The organism is Acinetobacter sp. GG2, assembly GCF_000292385.1.
Taxonomy (GTDB): Bacteria; Pseudomonadota; Gammaproteobacteria; order Pseudomonadales; family Moraxellaceae; genus Acinetobacter; species Acinetobacter seifertii.
The window spans coordinates 176,763-191,897 of the sequence record NZ_ALOW01000040.1; the positions used below are offsets into that span (position 1 = coordinate 176,763).

At 37.8% G+C, this 15,135-nt stretch carries 19 protein-coding genes; all 19 read left to right on the plus strand.

The features are described 5' to 3' along the window. The first annotated feature begins 62 nt into the window (after positions 1-62). The 19 genes from B554_RS0116915 to B554_RS0117005 all read left to right on the plus strand — a co-directional run bounded on the left by B554_RS0116915 (position 63) and on the right by B554_RS0117005 (position 15,124). Complete coding sequence (locus B554_RS0116915) at positions 63-1,076, plus strand: aminoglycoside phosphotransferase family protein (RefSeq protein ID WP_019458983.1); 1,014 nt, start codon at positions 63-65, stop codon at positions 1,074-1,076. Next, positions 1,076-1,765, plus strand: a complete 690-nt coding sequence (murU, locus tag B554_RS0116920) for an N-acetylmuramate alpha-1-phosphate uridylyltransferase MurU (RefSeq protein WP_019458984.1) — start codon at positions 1,076-1,078, stop codon at positions 1,763-1,765. The genes B554_RS0116915 and murU overlap by 1 nt, the downstream gene beginning before the upstream one ends. An 87-nt stretch (positions 1,766-1,852) precedes the next feature. Continuing rightward, positions 1,853-2,485, plus strand: a complete 633-nt coding sequence (gene rsmG, locus B554_RS0116925; RefSeq protein WP_019458985.1) for a 16S rRNA (guanine(527)-N(7))-methyltransferase RsmG — start codon at positions 1,853-1,855, stop codon at positions 2,483-2,485. A gap of 21 nt (positions 2,486-2,506) precedes the next feature. Next, a complete protein-coding gene (locus B554_RS0116930; RefSeq protein WP_004702001.1) occupies positions 2,507-3,289 on the plus strand; it encodes a ParA family protein in 783 nt (260 codons plus the stop codon). Further along, positions 3,286-4,173: a ParB/RepB/Spo0J family partition protein gene (locus B554_RS0116935; protein WP_019458986.1), complete on the plus strand. Its 888-nt coding sequence runs from the start codon at positions 3,286-3,288 to the stop codon at positions 4,171-4,173. The genes B554_RS0116930 and B554_RS0116935 overlap by 4 nt, the downstream gene beginning before the upstream one ends. 49 nt (positions 4,174-4,222) lie before the next feature. Continuing rightward, positions 4,223-4,858 (plus strand): MotA/TolQ/ExbB proton channel family protein, encoded by a 636-nt coding sequence (locus B554_RS0116940; protein ID WP_004701997.1) that lies wholly within the window; start codon positions 4,223-4,225, stop codon positions 4,856-4,858. 15 nt (positions 4,859-4,873) lie between these two features. Then, positions 4,874-5,302: an ExbD/TolR family protein gene (locus B554_RS0116945; protein WP_019458987.1), complete on the plus strand. Its 429-nt coding sequence runs from the start codon at positions 4,874-4,876 to the stop codon at positions 5,300-5,302. Further along, positions 5,299-7,026 carry a lipid A export permease/ATP-binding protein MsbA gene (msbA, locus tag B554_RS0116950; RefSeq protein ID WP_019458988.1) on the plus strand — a complete coding sequence of 576 codons (1,728 nt, stop codon included), beginning with the start codon at positions 5,299-5,301 and terminating at the stop codon, positions 7,024-7,026. Before B554_RS0116945 ends, msbA begins: the two co-directional genes overlap by 4 nt. 2 nt (positions 7,027-7,028) lie before the next feature. Next, entirely contained in the window at positions 7,029-8,039 is a 1,011-nt protein-coding gene (gene lpxK / locus B554_RS0116955) for a tetraacyldisaccharide 4'-kinase (RefSeq protein ID WP_019458989.1), read from the plus strand. 9 nt (positions 8,040-8,048) lie between these two features. Further along, positions 8,049-8,810, plus strand: a complete 762-nt coding sequence (gene kdsB / locus B554_RS0116960) for a 3-deoxy-manno-octulosonate cytidylyltransferase (protein ID WP_019458990.1) — start codon at positions 8,049-8,051, stop codon at positions 8,808-8,810. Positions 8,811-8,821: 11 nt separating this feature from the next. After that, positions 8,822-9,802: a DNA polymerase III subunit delta' gene (locus B554_RS0116965; RefSeq protein ID WP_019458991.1), complete on the plus strand. Its 981-nt coding sequence runs from the start codon at positions 8,822-8,824 to the stop codon at positions 9,800-9,802. Positions 9,803-9,814: 12 nt separating this feature from the next. Beyond that, the gene (locus B554_RS0116970) at positions 9,815-10,156 is read left to right on the plus strand and encodes a PilZ domain-containing protein (protein WP_001183024.1); all 342 of its coding nucleotides are present in this window, start codon (positions 9,815-9,817) and stop codon (positions 10,154-10,156) included. A gap of 17 nt (positions 10,157-10,173) precedes the next feature. Further along, the gene (locus B554_RS0116975) at positions 10,174-10,947 is read left to right on the plus strand and encodes a TatD family hydrolase (RefSeq protein WP_019458992.1); all 774 of its coding nucleotides are present in this window, start codon (positions 10,174-10,176) and stop codon (positions 10,945-10,947) included. A gap of 37 nt (positions 10,948-10,984) precedes the next feature. Further along, positions 10,985-11,593 (plus strand): TetR/AcrR family transcriptional regulator, encoded by a 609-nt coding sequence (locus B554_RS0116980; protein WP_000375838.1) that lies wholly within the window; start codon positions 10,985-10,987, stop codon positions 11,591-11,593. Positions 11,594-11,602: 9 nt separating this feature from the next. Further along, on the plus strand, positions 11,603-12,154 hold the full coding sequence (locus tag B554_RS0116985) for a type II secretion system protein (RefSeq protein WP_004701984.1): 552 nt from the start codon (positions 11,603-11,605) through the stop codon (positions 12,152-12,154). Then, positions 12,144-12,524, plus strand: coding sequence for a type II secretion system minor pseudopilin GspI (gspI, locus tag B554_RS0116990; protein WP_019458993.1), 381 nt, complete (start codon positions 12,144-12,146; stop codon positions 12,522-12,524). The genes B554_RS0116985 and gspI overlap by 11 nt, the downstream gene beginning before the upstream one ends. Then, positions 12,524-13,339, plus strand: coding sequence for a type II secretion system minor pseudopilin GspJ (gene gspJ, locus B554_RS0116995; protein ID WP_019458994.1), 816 nt, complete (start codon positions 12,524-12,526; stop codon positions 13,337-13,339). Before gspI ends, gspJ begins: the two co-directional genes overlap by 1 nt. After that, positions 13,339-14,298 carry a type II secretion system minor pseudopilin GspK gene (gene gspK, locus B554_RS0117000; protein ID WP_019458995.1) on the plus strand — a complete coding sequence of 320 codons (960 nt, stop codon included), beginning with the start codon at positions 13,339-13,341 and terminating at the stop codon, positions 14,296-14,298. Before gspJ ends, gspK begins: the two co-directional genes overlap by 1 nt. Before the next feature lie 229 nt (positions 14,299-14,527). Next, positions 14,528-15,124, plus strand: coding sequence for a 6-pyruvoyl trahydropterin synthase family protein (locus tag B554_RS0117005; protein ID WP_019458996.1), 597 nt, complete (start codon positions 14,528-14,530; stop codon positions 15,122-15,124). Positions 15,125-15,135 lie beyond the last annotated feature (11 nt).

The following is a 15,135-nucleotide window of genomic DNA, read 5'->3' on the forward strand; positions in this document are numbered from 1 at the left end:
AGTTTATAAGTGGCTACACTTAACCCTTCAAAAATCTCAGCTTGTTTTAGATTTTATTGCAAATGAATACACAACGTGAACAATTGATACATACATGGCTTACATCTGTTCTTGAAAATGATCAATTTCAGATCGCTTTTTTAGCAGGTGATGCGAGCTTCCGCCGTTATGCTCGCATTCAGTTACAAAATAAAACATATATGCTTATGGATGCGCCTCCTGAAAAAGAAGACTGTGTTCCGTTTGTGACGATTGATGAATTTTTTGCGGGTAATGGAGTTCGAGTACCCCAAATTATTGCAAAGGACCTCACTCAAGGTTTTCTTTTGTTAGAAGACTTTGGGGATGTGCTGTTATCTACATTATTAAATGATGAAACAGTAGATCAGTATTATGAACAAAGCTTTAAGCAGCTCGTTCATTTGCAATCGATTGATGGCACTGACAATTTTCCAGCTTATTCATATGAAAAGTTAATGTCAGAAATGCACTTGTTAACAGACTGGATGTTGCCATCACTTGGAATTCATCCAACGGCTGAGCAAAAGAAAATTATTGATAATGCTTTTGATTTTTTGGCTCAATCAGCACTAGCTCAACCTCAGGTTATTGTACATCGCGATTTTCATAGCCGTAATTTGATGAAGATTGCAAGCGAAGACGAATTGGGTGTAATCGATTTCCAAGACGCGGTTATTGGTGCCGATACCTATGATTTAATCTCGATTACACGTGATGCATATGTACAGTGGAACGCTGAGCATGTTTATCAATGGTTTAAAGTTTTCTATGAACTTTTACCAGCCTCTGCTAAACAAAACCGAAGTTTTGAGCAATTTAAACGTGATGCTGATTTAATGGCAATTCAACGCCATATCAAAATTTTGGGTATTTTTGTCCGCTTGTTTGAGCGAGATGGTAAGTCTGGATACCTAAAAGATTTACCGCGAGTGATGTGGTATTTACTTGAGGAAAGTCGTGGTTACGCAGAGCTTGAAGAGTTCATGTCATTTGTAAATAAGATGGTGATGCCTAAGTTTATCGAGAAATATGGTAGCTATGAGGTAGCAGCATAATGAAAGCAATGATTCTTGCTGCAGGTTTGGGTAATCGTATGCGTCCACTCACGCTATATACGCCAAAGCCTCTGCTTGAGGTAGGTGGAAAGCCGCTTATTGTATGGCATATTGAGAAACTCAAAAAAACTGGTGTGACTGAAATAGTCATCAATTCGGCGTGGTTGGCTGATAAGCTGATTAGTAGTTTAGGTGATGGTTCTCAATTTGGTGTGGACATCCGTTGGACACGAGAAGAAGAAGGACTTGAAACAGCTGGCGGCATTATTAATGCTTTGCCACTACTTGGAACGGATCCTTTTATTCTAGTGAATGGTGATGTTTGGACCACGATGGATTTTGAAGCTCTGCGCGATATTAAGCTAAATGATGATTTAGCACACCTTGTATTGGTTGATAATCCTAAACAACATCCTGAAGGCGACTTTACATTATTGGATGGGCGCGCTTTTACATTCGATCAGGATGTGAAGGGTGAAAACCTTACTTTTAGTGGTGTGTCTGTTATTCATCCTAAGCTTTTTGATGGGTTGGAATCTGGTAAACGTCCATTAGCTCCACTATTGAAGCAATCAATGCAAAATCAAAAGGTATCCGCTGAAAAGCTTAAAGGTGCATGGGTAGATGTAGGGACGCCTGAGCGTTTAATGGAGCTAGATTTGCAAATTCGTGAAGGCTTCTACGATTAACTGCGTAATCCCTAATCGTTAAATAGTGTTCCACGATGCATAAATGGGTATACTTTGTTTTAAATTTTACTTAGATGTTATCTGTTTATGCATCCGTTTTTTCAAGAGTTACAACAGGGTAGTCAAAAATTAGGTTTATCGCTTAGCGATGAAGCTTTGGCGTTATTGTTAAAGTATCAAGATGCTTTGGTACTTTGGAACAAAGCTTATAATCTAACAGCGATTCGTGATCCGAAAGAAATGTTAGTGAAGCATTTGTTAGATAGCCTAAGTATTTTGAAAGACTTACCAGCAGGGCGCTTGCTAGATGTAGGTACAGGTGGTGGCATGCCAGGCATGATCATTGCTTTATGTCAGCCGGAACGTTCTTGTGTATTGCTTGATTCAAATGGTAAGAAAATTCGCTTTTTGAAACAGTTTATTGCTGACCTTAAGCTTAAAAACGTAGTAGCTGTGCAAACACGTGTTGAAAATCAAGAAACAATTGATGAGCTTGGTCAGTTCGATGTGATTACAAGTCGTGCATTTGCATCACTAACTGATTTTGTTGATGCTGCACGTCCATATTTGCATGAGCAGAGTATAATTGCTGCAATGAAAGGACTCATTCCATTTGAAGAAATGGAAGAGCTTAAGCAGGAGTTTTCATGTAAAGTGATTGAACTGCATGTACCAAGACTTGATGAACAACGTCATTTACTTTTACTTCAACGAATTTAAATAAAAAGTATTAGGGTTACCATGGCTCAAATTATTGCGATTGCAAACCAAAAGGGTGGTGTTGGTAAAACAACGACTGCAGTAAATCTTGCAGCGTCACTAGCTGTATTGAAAAAACGTGTGTTACTTGTCGATATAGATTCGCAAGGTAATGCAACGATGGGGTCTGGAATTCAAAAGAATGATCTGCTTTATTCAATTACTGATGTTTTATTGGGTGAAGTTCCAATCGAAACAGCAATTCAAAAGGCAGAGGTTGGATATAAGGTTTTAGGCGCGAACCGTGAGCTTTCAGGCGTTGAGCTGGCAATTGCGGAACAAGAAGGACGCGAATTCATTTTAAAGAATGCACTAAATGAAATCAGAAATTCATTTGATTACATTATTGTTGACTGTGCACCTAGCTTAAGTTTAATTACAGTGAATGCCTTAGCGGCGGTAGATAGTGTAATCATTCCTATGCAATGTGAGTACTATGCATTAGAAGGTTTGGCAGATTTAACTCAAACTATCGATCGTATTCAAAAAGCTTTAAATCCTGATTTAGAAATCATTGGTGTGTTACGTACTATGTATGATGCACGTAATGCTTTGACACGTGATGTGTCAGCTGAGTTGGAGCAGTTTTTTGGTAAAAAACTCTACGATACCGTGATTCCACGTAACGTTCGATTGGCGGAAGCGCCTGCACATGGTTTACCAGTTATCTATTTTGAGAAAAGTTCTAAAGGTGCAGTTGCATACTTAAATCTTGCAGCTGAGATGTTAAAGAAAAGTAAAGTGAAGAAAGGAAGTAAAGTATGAGCATCAAAAAACGCGGATTGGCGAAAGGACGTGGTTTAGATGCATTACTTGGTTCAATTCAAAAAGAAAAATTACAACTCGAAGCCCAAGCGCTTGATCATGGTCAATTAAAGCAAATTGATGTGAATTTATTGAAACGTGGTGAATATCAGCCACGTCGTTTTATTCATGAACATGATTTACAAGAGTTAGCATCATCTATTGAAAAGCATGGGGTAATGCAGCCAATTGTTATCCGCCCTGTAGATGATGAAGCTCATCCTTACGAAATCATTGCAGGTGAGCGTCGTTGGCGTGCTGCACAAATTGCCGGTTTAACTGAAATTCCTGCAATTGTTCGTGATTTAAATGACCAAGTTGCCATTGCTTTAGCGCTGATTGAAAACATCCAGCGTCAAGATTTAAACCCTATTGATCAAGCCTTAGCATTGCAACGTTTTCATGATGAGTTTGGTTTAAGTCATCAGGAAATCGCTGATACTGTTGGTAAAGCAAGAACAACGGTGAGTAATTTACTGCGTTTATTAAGCTTGGCTGATGATATTAAAGAGTTTATGCAACAGGGCCAGCTTGATATGGGGCATGCTCGTGCCATTTTGACTTTAAAAGGCAAAGAGCAGCTTGAAGTTGCCCAAATTGTTATCGAAAAAGGATTATCTGTTCGTCAGACTGAACAGTTAGTGCGCGATTGGAATGAGCCTAAACAGGAAAAAGAAAAAACTCCTGTTGCACCAGACATTGAGCAATTAACGCAAAAATTATCTGAGCGATTTGGTGCCAATGTTAAAATTGATCATAACCAGAAAGGTAAAGGTAAGCTTGTTATTCATTATCATTCACTCGATGAGTTAGATGGTATTTTGAATATTTGTTTGCCAGAGTAATTCTAAGTTAGGTCATATATTTCTAATTTATATTCTTGGGGAAGAAAATATGTGGGAACTTGTGAAAGCGGGCGGCTGGTTAATGCTGCCTTTAATTTTGTGTTCAATTTTAACGGTCGCTATTAGTATTGAGCGTTTTATACGTTTAAGACGTTCACAAGTTTTGCCCAAATTACTGATGAGTGATGGTAGTGCAGATGTTTCTCATATCATCACAAATTTGGAGCAGGATACTGCTGCTCAAAACACAGCATTAGGAAATATTCTAAAAGCTGGTTTTGAGCATCAAGAACATGGTGAGCAATTTGCTCGAGCACAAATGGAAGCAATGGCTTCTCAAGAAATTTCTTATTTAGAAAAAAATATTAACTTCTTGGGAACTTTAAGTGCAATTGCACCATTACTTGGCTTGCTTGGGACAGTTGTAGGGATTATTGAGTCTTTTCTAGTGATTGATTTTGGTTCGGCAGGTAGTCCAAGTCTAATGATTCCGGGTATTTCAAAAGCGCTAATTACGACCGCCGTTGGTATGCTCATTGCAATTCCTGCTCTTATCTCATATCGCTATTTTCAAAGAGTAGTACAAAACTACATTGCGGAATTAGAGCAGCAGTCTACACTCTTTCACGCATCACTGTTTTACAAACGCTCTTCTGTTGCTCAAGAACACCGTCGTGTTGGTTGATGGATAGGGAACAATATGAAGTTTAAACGTTCTCAAGTTGAAGATATTCATATCAATCTGACGCCGATGATTGACTGTTTGTTGTTTATTTTAGTGTTTCTATTGTTATCTACTACTTTTAACCAGCCCAGTCGTCTCAATTTAACATTACCAGATGCGCAAGGCGTCCCACCAAAACAGTACGATCATAAAATTGAAGTCGTGGTAGACTCTAGCGGTCATTACGCTGTTAACGGTCAGGCATTGTCTACCAAAGATATAGCTGATTTGAGTACTGCAATTAAGCAAATTGCTCAAGAGCGCCGTGATTTTATGTTTATCATTGCTGCTGATGCAAAAGCGTCTCATCAGGATGTTATTCGTGTTATGGATGTAGCAGGACAACTCGGTTTTGTTAACATCAATATTAGTACCAAAGTTCCTTCTAGAGGTTTTTCTGAGTGAATCAAGATTTTAAGGTTTATTTGCGTCTCATATCTTATTTAAAACCTTATTGGGGCGTGGCCTTATTAGTTCTTATCGGATTCGGTATGAACTCAGCAACAGAGGTTTCAGTTGCTAAGCTCATTAAATTCATTATTGATGCAATTCAAAATTCGAGTAGAGCGGATCTGGATTGGTTCCCTTTACTAATTATTTTATTAGTATTTTTCCGTGGCCTTGGCCTATTTATGGGTGGCTACTATACTGCTGTTATCTCACGTAGTTTGGTTTTTAGCATTCGACAAGAGGTTTATGCAAAACTTTTAAGATTGCCAGCCCAGTATTATCTCGATAACTCTTCGGGACACATTACAGCCAAAATTATGTATAACGTTGAACAGCTGACGGCTGCTTCATCTGAATCCTTAAAAACCATCGTTCGAGATGGCATGATTACTTTGGGATTGTTAGGTTATTTGTTTTATACAAATTGGCGTTTGACTATTTGTATCATGGTTTTTTTACCGATTATTGGTGTTTTGGTACGTAGAGCATCAAAAAGAATGCGCAAACTTTCACTGCAAGTGCAAGACACTATGGGTGATGTCAACCATGTAGTGCAAGAAAGTATTAGTGGTAGTGCAGTTGTTAAAAGTTTCGCAGGTGAAGAGTCAGAACAAGAGCGTTTTTATAAGTCATCTGAAGAGAATTTAAAACGCGGTTTAAAAATGGTGATTGTACAAAACCTGAATAGCCCTGTTGTTCAAGTGGTTATGGCTTGCGCAATGGCTCTTATTGTATGGTTGGCTTTAAGACCACAAATTTTAGGTAATACAAGTGCTGGTGAGTTTGTCGCGTATATTACAGCGGCTGGTTTACTCTCTAAACCTGTCAAAAACTTAACTGATGTTAATGAGAAGTTGCAGCGTGGTTTGGCGGCAGCACATTCAGTTTTTGAATTATTAGATTTACCTGAAGAAGAAAACAGCGGTCATCTTCAACCTAAGTTGCAAGGTGCAATTCGTTTTGATCATGTTGTACTTAACTATGCTGATGGCACTCAGGCGATTAAAGACTTTTCTTTAGATATCCGCCCAGGCGAAACTGTTGCATTGGTAGGGCGTTCTGGTGCTGGTAAAACCTCTTTAGTGAACATGCTGGTGCGTTTTCAAGAAGTCTCAAGTGGTCAAATTTATTTAGATGATTTACCAATACGTGATATTGAACTTTCAAGTTTGCGCACGCAAATTGCAATGGTAAATCAGCAAGTTGTTTTGTTTAACCGAACAGTACGTGAAAATATCGCTTATGGTCAGTTGCATGATGCAAGTGATGAACAAGTGATAGCCGCAGCGAAAGCTGCTTACGCCCATGATTTTATTATGAACTTACCAAATGGTTACGATACTGTCTTAGGTGCTCAAGGCTTAAACTTGTCTGGTGGTCAACGTCAACGTATAGCAATTGCTCGTGCAATTTTGAAAAATGCGCCAATTCTTATTTTAGATGAAGCGACAAGTGCGCTTGATAATGAATCTGAGCATTTTATTCAACAAGCATTTGATGAAGCGATGCAAGATCGTACAACGATTGTGATTGCGCATCGTTTATCAACAATTGAAAATGCAGACCGTATTGTTGTGTTAGATCGTGGACAAATTGTTGAACAAGGTACTCATCAAGAATTACTTGCTAAACAGGGTGCTTATCATCAATTACATCAGCGTAATTTTGAGGACAACTAAGTATGTCTTTAGCCCAGCTGATACAAAATGCATGGAATAAACAATCAAATTGGTTGGTTGTTTTGCGTCCATTATCATGTTTGTATCGTGTTGGGTTTTTATTGAATCGTCATTTTTATAATTCAGGTTTAAAAAAAATCTATGACGCGCCTGTACCGGTCATGGTGATTGGAAATATTACAGTGGGCGGTAGTGGCAAAACGCCATTATTAATAGAACTGGTTAACTACCTGAAACAACATAACGTAAGAGTAGGGGTAATTAGTCGGGGTTATGGTGGAGCTGGTCCTTTTCCTATGTTGGTGACATCAGCCAGTCAGGCAGCTGAAGCAGGAGATGAACCTGCTTTAATTGTACAGTCAACAGGCGTTCCTATGGCTGTAGGGCCCAATAGACAAGCAGCAATCGAGTTATTATTAGCATCAACAAAACTAGATTTAATTATTAGTGATGATGGTTTGCAACACTGGGCATTAGGTCGTCAAATAGAATGGATTGTGCTTGATCAAAATCGTGGCCTTGGAAATAGAAAGTTATTACCAGAAGGCTATTTACGTGAACCTGCTGAACGTTTAAAAACTGGTACAGTAATCGAACATGCATTTGCTCCTTCAACAGCAATGCATATGCATTTGGATGCAGGCCAACCTTACTTGTTGAATCCTTCTTCATCAACTGAATTATCATTCAATACTCAAAATAATTACCATGCAGTAGTTGGTATTGGTTTTCCTCAGCGCTTTTACCAAACACTTAAAGGTTTAGGTATAAACCAATTTCAAGAGCATGCTTTTCGTGATCATCATGATTACGTTATTGATGATCTTGTATTTAATGATGACCAACCTATCATTACGACTGAAAAAGATGCGGTTAAGTTGTTACCGTTACTCGAAAAGCATCCAGAATTTAAACGGCCTATTTGGGTCGTACCTGTTAAAGCTGTTTTGTCTGAAGAATGCTATCAGGTTTTAAATCAACAATTGCAAAAGCTTGATATTCAAATATCTTAGGAAGAAAAAATGAAACACATCGTTATTCCAGCACGTTTCTCAAGCTCGCGTTTGCCAGGTAAGCCATTGTTACTTATTCATGATCGTCCTATGATTTTACGCGTAGTAGATCAGGCAAAGAAAGTTGAAGGTTTCGATGATCTGTGTGTAGCAACCGATGATGAGCGTATTGCTGAAATATGCAGTGCAGAGGGTGTCGATGTTGTTTTAACAAGTGCTGACCATCCATCGGGAACAGACCGTTTAAGCGAAGTTGCTCGTATTAAAGGTTGGGATGCGGATGACATTATTGTAAATGTACAAGGTGATGAGCCTTTACTACCAGCTCAACTTGTTCAGCAGGTTGCTAAGCTTCTAGTTGAAAAGCCAAATTGCTCAATGTCCACATTATGTGAGCCTATTCATGCTTTAGATGAGTTTCAGCGTGATAGCATTGTGAAAGTTGTTATGTCTAATCAAAATGAAGCTTTGTACTTTAGTCGTGCAACTATTCCTTATGATCGAGATGGTACTAAACAAGCTGAACCAAGTTTACATGGCCAAGCATTTCGTCATTTAGGTTTATATGCTTATCGTGTCAACTTGTTACAAGAATATGTTACATGGGACATGGGTAAACTTGAAAAGCTAGAGAGTCTTGAGCAATTACGTGTTTTAGAAAATGGGCACCGTATTGCTATTGCTGTAGCAGAAGCGAATTTACCGCCAGGTGTTGATACTCAAGCAGATCTTGACCGTCTAAATAATATGCCTGTTGAGTCTTTTGAGTAAGTATTAATTTAATGAATCAGAATGTGACTTCTAAGGTTTATCCGTGGCAACAGACAATGTGGGAAACGTTAACAACACGTTTTCCCAATATTGGGCATGGCTTATTATTTTATGGTAAACAAGGTTGTGGCAAGCATGCTTTTGCTAAGCATTTCTTAGCGTGGGTACTTTGTTTAAATAAACAACCTCACGGTGCTTGTGGTGAATGTAGTAGCTGTCAATGGTTAAAGTCAGATACGCACCCAAACTATGTTCATATCACGACTGATGAAGAAAATAAAAAACAGAATGCAAAAATTAAAATAGAAAAAATTCGAGATCTATTGCCATTTGTCCAGCAAACTGGTGAAGGATGGCGTGTTATTGTTATTGAACCAGCCGAAGCTTTAAATCTTGCATCATCAAATGCACTGTTAAAAACTTTAGAAGAACCCGGTGAGCGTGTTGTTTTAATTTTGTTGGCTGATCACTATTTGAAATTACCAGCTACCATTCGAAGTCGTTTACAGCATTTTGCTTTAGACCGCATTTCATATGAGCAGGCAACAACTTATCTAAATGAGCATTTGGCTGAAATCGCGTCAGTGTCACCTGAATTATTGTTAGGCCTTTCTAATGACATGCCTTTGCAAGCAGTCGAAATTGCGACCAGTGATTGGTTTGCGAAAAGACAGTCCTTTTTAGAAGACTGGACGAAAGTCGTTAACCAAAAAAACATGCCTTTATTTTATTCAGCTAAGTGGCAGAAAGAGCTCAACTTTAGTGATTTTATGATGCTTCTTGAGTACTTGTTGGGGGATTTAATTTGTGTCAAGCTGAACCAACCACAGAAAAATATTGATTTACAATTTGATCAATTGGCACAAAACTATAATTTAGAAAGCTTATTCAGTCTTTATGAGGAAGTACAGCAATCTAAAAGATTGGTTGAACAAAATGTGCAAACACAACTCATCACAGATCAACTTTTTATAAAATTAATGAACGTTTAAGGGGAAACTATAATGCAACCACAAATGGGTGGAATTATTCAGGTCAATATTCCTGATAGAGCAACCTTGCAAGCAAGCTATATGGGGTATGTGCAAGGTGGAGGCTTATTTGTACCATCGAAGCAAAAAGTGAAGATGGGCCAAGAAATTTTTATTTTAGCTACATTACCAGAACAATCACAAAAAATTCCTTTAACTGGTAAAGTAGTGTGGATTTCACATAAGCAAAGTGGTTTTAAACCGCAAGGCTTCGCAATTCAATTGAGTGGTGATAAAGGCATTTACTATAAAGCTGAGGCTGAACGGATTTTAGCTGGTAGTATGTCTTTAGATCGTCCAAGTTATACCATGTAAGCAGATAGGAAAGTACAGTGTTTGTTGATACCCATTGCCATTTAACAATGTTAGATTTAATGCCTTATAACGGTGATTTAGATCTTGCACTTGTTGCTGCACGAGCAGAAGGTGTCTCTAAGTTTATGGCAATTTCAGTTGACCTTGATGATCATATTGCTTTAGCTGAAATCGCAAAGCGTCATGAAGATGTTGGGTATACGGTGGGTGTGCATCCTTGTGAGGATATAGATACCATGGCTCGAGCAACGACTGAGTATTTGACTGAGTTAGCTCAATCAGAAAAAGTGTGGGCTTTAGGCGAAACAGGTTTAGATTATTACCACAGTACTGACTTTATTAATGAGCAAAAGGCTTGTTTTGCTCGGCATATTCAAGCCTCTAAAAATGTCAAAAAGCCAGTAGTTGTTCATACACGTTCAGCCAAACATGACACGGTAGATATTATTCGAGCTGAACAATCTTCACATGGTATTTTGCATTGTTTTACTGAAGACTGGGAAACAGCAAAAGCCGTATTGGACTGTGGTTATTATATTTCCTTTTCAGGAATTGTTTCATTTAAAAATGCGCAAGACCTACGAGATGTTGCCAAGCAAGTGCCTTTAGATCGACTTTTAATTGAAACAGATAGTCCTTATTTGGCTCCAGTGCCATATCGTGGTAAAACAAATGAACCAAAATACGTGCCCTATGTAGCGAAAGCACTTAGTGATGTATATGATAAGTCGGTTGAGGAAATTGCAAGAATCACTTCTCAAAATTTTGAAAATTTACTCAAAGCGATTTAACTTATAGAAACTATATAAAGAGAGTAATTGCGTGAAGATGGACCGTCAAGCTCAGTTCCGAGCAAGAGAAGCGTTAATATTTCAAGTTGCGGAACAGTTGTTGTTAGAAAATGGCGAAGCCGGAATGACACTTGATGTGCTGGCTGCTGAGCTTGATTTGGCAAAAGGTACTTTGTATAAACATTTTCAAAGTAAAGATGAATTGTACATGCTGTTAATTATTCGTAATGAGCGCATGCTACTTGAAATGGTTCAAGACACTGAAAAAGCTTTTCCAGAGCATTTGGCTTTCTTTATGTTGCATCATTTGCATCACCCAGAGCGAACAGTTTTGTTTCATCAAATTGAAGAAAAGCTTTCGATTACCGCGCAAGGTGTACACCATCTTTTTAATGAATTGTATCAAGTGCGAAAACAGCGCTTACGTATCATTATTCGTATGACTGACCATTATTTAGAGTCAATCCAGAGTCATATGACTACGCGCGATTACTTGGCTTCAATTTGGTCGCTCACTCATGGAGCTGCTGCAATTCTGAACTCAAGTTTTTACCAACGTTATTTGGGTTCAAGAGATACTTTAAGAGTAGCTTATATTGATCAGGCATTGGCCTTACCGAAACAAGCAGTTGAGCAATACGCTTAATAGGTCGATATGAAATCGAAATCATTTCAATCACAAAAAGGCTTTACCCTCATAGAAGTGATGGTGGTCATCGTGATTATGACAATTATGACCTCACTTGTTGTATTGAATATCGGTGGTATAGACCAAAAGAAGGCAATGCAGGCACGAGAGTTATTTTTATTAGATTTGCAGAAAATTAATAAAGAATCACTTGATCAATCGCGTGTATTAGCTTTAGAAACTCATGGTGAGACAGATGTCTCACCATTTTCTTATGAATTATATGAATATCACGATCAAAGTACCTTGCAAGTACAAGATATAAAAAACCAATGGCAGAAATATGCTGAGTTTAAAACACGGCAACTTCCTACGCATGTATCTTTCTCTGTGCAACCGATAGATGGGCAGAATTATTCTAAAGCTAAAAATACCGATTTAGTGGGAGGGCAAACGCCTCAACTCATTTGGTTTGGCAATGGTGAAGCCAAGACTGTAAAAATACAATTTTATTTAGAACAAAAACCGATTGGTTCAGAAATACAAATAGATCATTTGGGTAAAATAAATGAAATCTAAAGGCTTTACCCTATTAGAAGTTATGGTAGCTCTTGCAATCTTTGCTGTAGCAGCTGTCGCTTTAACTAAAGTAGCAATGCAGTACACACAGTCTACTTCTAATGCAATTTTACGAACCAAAGCTCAATTTGTAGCAATGAATGAAATTGCCATGATGGAGATTAACCAAGAGTGGTTGCAGGGCACTCAAAGTAAGCAGGTAACTTCTCAAGGTGAGACTTGGCAGATTGATAAATCAGCTGAATCGACTGTTAGCCCTAATGTTCAAAAAATTGATGTACAAATCAGCTTATATGATCCGGATAAGGGAAAAGTACAAAACGGTATTACGCATATGGTCTTTTTTAATTATCCAGTGAAAGCAAAATAATGATAAAAAATAAGCACTTTTGCACCCGAAGCAAAGTTTCACGTCTTACGGCACGATCAAGTATTGTGTCGACTGACTACTCAGAGCATAGCTCTTCAGCTTGCGCTCGGACAAAGCGTTGTTTTAGAGAGCCTCACACTCGAAACATGGTTTCTCGTCTTGCGGCGCGATCAAGCAATGCTCGATTAACTCGCGCCTCAGGATTTACGTTGGTTGAGTTATTGGTTGCGATTGCTATTTTCGCGGTTTTATCTTTATTGGGGTGGAAAATATTCGATTATTTACTCAAGGTTCGTGATCGTAACGCCGAACATGAAGTGCATTTATTTGAATTACAAGATGCTTATCAACAAACTCTTCGTGATACTCTGCAAATTATTCCTTTATCTGCAAATCAAGGTGGGCAACTTCATCCAGCTTTAGAAATCGATAATCAAATTTTACGTTTTAGCAAAGCAGGTGTAACTGATCCTTTAAAACAGGGTTTGTCACCATTTGAACGAATTGAATATCGTTATGATGCTGATCAAAAAAAACTATATCGTCTTAAATATACAAATTTAAATACTTCGAATAACGAGCAACCTTTATCAAGTACCTTATTAAGCCAAGTTGACCAATATCGAGTTATGGTTTTGACTCCGCAAGAAGTAACAAAATGGCCCGAAGTTAATATTGATCCAACAAAACCTAACGAGTTAAAAAAATTACCGAAAGGAATAAAAATCCAAGTTACAGTTGCAGGAGTAAGTTATGAATGGGTTTATAGCTTAAATCAAAGCAACTTGGCACTTTCTCAGCAAGGTGGTTCATAATGGTTATTCGTTATAAGCACCAACAGGGCGTGGCTTTATTGACAATACTTATTATGGTCGCGTTGGCTACAATCTTAGCTGCTTCAATTGCTAAACATCAAAATAATACTATGGAAAATACAGCTTACTTAATGCTGCAAAATCAATCTTTGCTCTATGCAAAAAGTGCAGAAGCTTTTTTTTCGGAATTATTAATTCAAGATGCAAATAATGCTGGTGGAGTGGATCATTTAAAGGAAACATGGGCGCAACCTACGCCACCGTTCCCAGTTGAAGATGGTTTTGTCTCAGGGCGTTTACTTGATGAGTCGGGGAAGTTTAATCTAAATAATTTGACCAACGGGGAAGGCGCTGTCAATGAAGATGCTAAAAATTGGTTCGAGCGTTTGCTTGTACGAGTAGGTTTACCCGCTGAGTTAAGTCAAGCTGTGATTGATTGGCAAGACCCAAATGATGAACCAGCTGGACCAATGGGAGCAGAAAGTAGTTATTATCAAGGTTTAGATCCAAGCTATATGGCTGCAAATACTAAATTTCATCGTATTGAAGAGTTAAAGCTGGTCAGAGGCTTTGAAGGTAAAAAATATGACCTTATCTCTCCATATATTTCTGCCTTACCTGAAAATACGAAGTTAAATATTAATACTGCTTCACCATTGGTTTTAGCAAGTATTGATGAAAAACTAGATGTGGGAACTATAGAAAAAGAATTACAAGCACGACAGCAAAACTTAAAGTTCTTTCAAAATGTTGATGAACTTTGGCAATTGAATGCTTTTTCAGCGGTTGATAGTGAGAAGAAAAAGCAGGTGAGTGGTCTTATTGATGTTAAATCCAACTTCTTTCAAGCTCAAATTGAAGTTGTTCTAAACAATAGAAAGCGTCAGTTTACCAGTGCTTTAATGCGAAAAGACAAGCAAGTATATGTATATTCCAGAAGCTTGGCTCCATTTAACTGAATAAATTTATTGATATTTTTTTTGAGTCTGTAATACTTGAAACTTATTAATAAAAGGGATGGGGTCATATTTCTGCATAGACAGTATTTAAAGTAAAAATCAATATCTTCAAAATTCCTTCACATCTCTTATCATACTTTTTGCTAATTGTTTCTATTTGAAAAGTGGTGCGAAGTTTTTGTCTTTTGCTTTATAATAATGTTCTTAGAAGGAATGATCGATTTGGCACATGTTAATTCGTAAGTTATTTAAGTTTGAAAATGCACATGTTGTACGTAACTGTACATCGGATCGTTGTAAGCGATCGATTCATGGGCATAGTTATAAAGTCGAGTTATTACTTAAAGCTTCGAAATTAGATCATGGACAAATGGTATATGATTTTGGACTATTAAAAGGTGTAATTAAAGACCTTTTTGATAGTTTTGATCATGCGATTTGTTTCTGGGAAAAAGATGACCCTCAATATATCGATGCTTGTAAGACTTTTAGTGCACGTTGGATTTCTTTACCAGTGTCTCCATCTGCCGAACAATTTTCTCGTATCTTCTTTTTCTTAGCTCAACAGGTATTACAATCGACCGTTACCCAAAATGGGGAAGGCGATGTTGAAGTTTATTCAGTGATTGTTCATGAAACTGATACGGGATATGCCCAAAGTTTCCTTGAAGATATTCAAAATGAGCAAATGGGTTTGTTAAACCTTGAAGGAATTGTTTTTTCAGAACAAGTTCAATCTGAGTGGACTGATCTACAAATGTATGAAAATTTAAAACAAGGGATTAAATTTCATAATCCGCATGTTAACTTACAAGTAGAAGTGTAAGTTAACTTCCC